This window comes from Rhizobacter sp. P2_H2, from assembly GCF_056403375.1.
This window is the reverse complement of sequence record NZ_JBFUFP010000559.1, coordinates 1-3,567: the sequence shown is the minus strand read 5'-3', so window position 1 is coordinate 3,567 and position 3,567 is coordinate 1. Positions and strand designations below refer to the sequence as shown.

General features: G+C 70.8%; 5 protein-coding genes. All 5 read right to left on the bottom strand.

Annotated features, from left to right (window positions below; all coding sequences use genetic code 11):
* Positions 1 to 335, bottom strand: a 335-nt coding sequence (locus AC1D15_RS22435; RefSeq protein WP_477827703.1) for a metal-dependent hydrolase, incomplete at its 3' end; no start/stop codon positions are given.
* A gap of 10 nt (positions 336 to 345) precedes the next feature.
* Positions 346 to 1,455: a glycosyltransferase family 2 protein gene (locus tag AC1D15_RS22430; protein WP_477827702.1), complete on the bottom strand. Its 1,110-nt coding sequence runs from the start codon at positions 1,453 to 1,455 to the stop codon at positions 346 to 348.
* Between the two features lie 5 nt (positions 1,456 to 1,460).
* Positions 1,461 to 1,817: a 5-carboxymethyl-2-hydroxymuconate Delta-isomerase gene (locus tag AC1D15_RS22425; RefSeq protein WP_047513545.1), complete on the bottom strand. Its 357-nt coding sequence runs from the start codon at positions 1,815 to 1,817 to the stop codon at positions 1,461 to 1,463.
* 10 nt (positions 1,818 to 1,827) lie between these two features.
* Entirely contained in the window at positions 1,828 to 2,070 is a 243-nt protein-coding gene (locus tag AC1D15_RS22420) for a hypothetical protein (protein WP_047513547.1), read from the bottom strand.
* 20 nt (positions 2,071 to 2,090) lie between these two features.
* On the bottom strand, positions 2,091 to 3,567 hold a 1,477-nt coding region (locus tag AC1D15_RS22415; RefSeq protein WP_477827701.1), incomplete at its 5' end, for a phosphoribosylformylglycinamidine synthase subunit PurQ.

The following is a 3,567-nucleotide window of genomic DNA, read 5'->3' as shown; positions in this document are numbered from 1 at the left end:
CGCTGGAAGCGCGCGATGCGGCGCGCCGCGCGCGGCCCCCAGGTGTTGCGGTGGCCCTGCGCCTCGAGCTGGCCGTTGAACAGGCCGTGGATGCGGCGGTGCGTCGCCTCCTGCGCGACGAAGCCCTGCACCTCGTCGGCGAAGCCGGCCTGCACATCCGCCGGCAAGGCCTTCGCGGCGGCCCGCACTGCATCGATGAAGAACTGCTCGCCGACCGGGARGCTCATCGACAGCGCGTTGAAGAACGCCGTCAGGAAGGCATCGCCACCGGCCCAGCGCCGCTCGAACGGGGTCGACAGGTCGACGAGCAGCGAACGGACGGTGTGGTGGGCCATGGCCCCGATCCTAGTGGGTCGAACGGCGTGCGCGGCGCAGGGTTTGCCGCAGGAAGTCGATCGCCCCGGGCGGCACCGCCGTCACCAGGTACAGCGCCCACAGCTTCGGCTGCTTCCAGCGCTGGCGCAGGCTGTCGCCGAAATGCCGGTGCGCGGCGGCGTAGTCCTCGCGGTACCACATCTCCATGCCGACCCATTCGTAGGCGCTCGCGATCGTCTCGGTCAGCAGCGCCGGCGGCAGGTCGAGCCGGCCCCCGCGCCGCTCGCGTTCGCGCTCCACCTCGGGCAGCAGCGTCTTCAGGTAGTTGCTCGCGATCATCCAGCGGTAGGCCGGCTGGGTCAGCTGGTCGGCGGCGCCCTTGCGGTACAGCACGGCGCTCGCGTCGAGCAGCGCGGCCGGGCCGGCGCGGCTCGCCTTCAGGTGGTAGGCATGGTCCTCGCCGGACACCATGCTCTCGTCGAAACCGCCGATCGCGTCGGCGCGCTCGCGCGTCAGCATCAGCGTCGACGGCTGGCACAGGTTGCCGATCAGCATGCGCGAGCGCACGTCGCCCCAGTACACGCGGGTGCCGGCCTGCGGCCCGGTGGCATCGGGCACGAGCTCGGCGAGCCCCGCCTCGTGCTCGAACACCGCGATCCCGTGCTTCGCGAGCTGGCCATAGGCCGAGTACGCATCGCGCAGGTGCGCCTGCCGGACGAGCTGGCCGTGCTCGTCGACCACGTCGAGGTTGGTCCACAGCATGCCGACGCCGTGCGGCGCCAGCGCCCGCAGCGTGGCCACCTGCAGCTGCAGCTTCCACGGCTGCCACAGGTCGTCGGAATCGAGGAAGGCGATGAACTCGCCGCGCGCATGCGCCAGCCCCAGGTTGCGCGCCGACGACACGCCGCCGTTCGGCTTGCGCAGGTAGCGCAGCCGCGGCTCGTCGGCATAGCGGCGCCCGAGCACGCCGGCGGTGTCGTCACCGGAACCGTCGTCGACGACGATCAGCTCGAAGTCGCCGAAGGTCTGCGCCAGCACCGCGTCGATCRTGCCCGGCAGCAGCGCGGCGCGGTTGTAGGTCGGCATCACGATCGTGACGCACGGCGGCGGTGTCCGGCTGGCCGGTGACTCGCTCCTCACGCCCGTCACGCGTCCAGGCCGGCGTTGCGCCGGTTGCTGAAGGTCGCGCGGTCCATCTCGCGCACGTCGCACGAGACGGCCTGCACCTGCGGCAGCAGCGCCGCCAGCCCGCGCACGATCGCGGCCGACAGCTTCTTGCGGTCGGCCTCGCTGCGCCCGGTCAGCACGTAGGCGAACACATGGACGAAATCGGCATCGATGCCGCCGACCAGGCTGTGCTCGTGCACCAGCACGCGGATCTTCACGTCGCCGACGGTGAACAGCTCGCTGGCGAGCGCGGCGTCATGGACGGCACGCATCATCCGCTCGACCGGCACCTGGGCCGCGACCGACTTCGTGCACTCGAGGATGCAATGGGGCATGGGATCGTTCTCAGACGTCGAGGGTGTAGACGCGGGCCGCGGCACGCTCCGGCGCACTGTGGCCGCGCAGCGCCTGCGCCCACCCGGCGTCGTTGGCCGAGTGCGCCGGCGTCAGGCCGCGCACCATCACCGCGACTTCCTCGGAACCACCATCGATCTCGTTGAGCTGGTGCAGCTGCTCGTCGAACAGCCGCGCGATCGATGCGCCGGCGGCGTCGATCAGCACGAGGTAGCGGACTGGCTTGCTGTGCATCGTTGTTCTCCCTGGTCCGCTCAGCCGACCCAGCGGCGTGCGTTGTGGAACATCCGCATCCACGGGCTGTGGGCGGAAATGTCGCCCGAAGTCCAGCTCATCAGCACGTTGCGGAACACCCGCTCCGGGTGCGGCATCAGCACCGTGAAGCGGCCGTCGCCGGTGGTCACCGCGGTCAGGCCGTCGGGGCTGCCGTTCGGGTTCGCCGGGTAGGCCTCGGTCGGCCGGCCCGCGTGGTCGACGAAGCGCATCGCGCGCTTCACGGTGGCGGCGTCGCCGCGCTGCGAGAAATCGGCAAAGCCTTCGCCGTGCGCCACCGCGATCGGCAGGCGGCTGCCGGCCATGCCGCTGAAGAAGATCGACGGGCTCTCGAGCACCTCGACCTGCGCGAGGCGGGCCTCGAACTGCTCGCTGCGGTTGCGGGTGAACTTCGGCCAGTCCTGCGCGCCGGGAATGATCGGCGACAGCGCCGCCATCATCTGGCAGCCGTTGCACACGCCGAGCGCAAAGGTGTCGCTGCGCCCGAAGAACGCCGCGAACTGCTCGGCCAGCACCGGGTTGAACATCACCGAGCGCGCCCAGCCTTCACCAGCCCCCAGCGTGTCGCCGTAGCTGAAGCCGCCGCAGGCGACGAAGCCCTGGAACTGGTCGAAGCGCGCGCGGCCGGTCTGCAGGTCGCTCATGTGCACGTCGAAGGTGTCGAAGCCGGCCTGCGCCATCGAGTAGCTCATCTCGAGGTGGCTGTTGACGCCCTGCTCGCGCAGGATCGCCACCTTCGGGCGGGCGGTGTTGACGTACGGCGCGACCGGCGCCGCCGGGTCGAAGCTCAGCTGCAGGTGCAGCCCGGTGTCTTCGCTGCGGCCGGCGGCCTCGTGCTCGGCGTMGGCACACGCCGGGTTGTCGCGCAGCGTCGCGATGCGCCAGCTGACGTCGTCCCAGGCCTGGTGCAGCTCGCGCAGCGGCGCGCTGAACACCGCCTTCGCGTCGCGCCAGATCTCGACGACGCCAYGCTCGTTGGTCTTGCCGATCACGTGGCTGTGCTTCGACAGGCCGTGCTCGCGCAGCACCTGCATCACCTCGTTGCGAGCGTCGGTGCGCACCTGGATCACGGCGCCCAGCTCCTCGTTGAACAAGGCCTTCAGCGTCAGCTCGGCGCGGCGCGCACCGACCTGCCCGGCCCAGTTCTTCGAGTCGCCGTGCTCGGCGCGGCTGTCGGCGATGCCGTCGCCTTCGGTGACCAGCATGTCGACGTTCAGGCTCAGGCCCAGGTGGCCGGCGAAGGCCATCTCGCAGGCAGCCGCCCAGAGGCCGCCGTCGCTGCGGTCGTGGTAGGCCAGCAGCTTGCCCTGGCTGCGCAGCTGGTTGATCGCGGCAACCAGCGACTTCAGCAGCGCCGGGTCGTCGAGATCCGGAACCTCATCGCCGAACTGGTTCAGCACCTGCGCCAGCATCGAGCCGGCCATACGGTTGCGGCCCTGCCCGAGGTCGATCAGCACC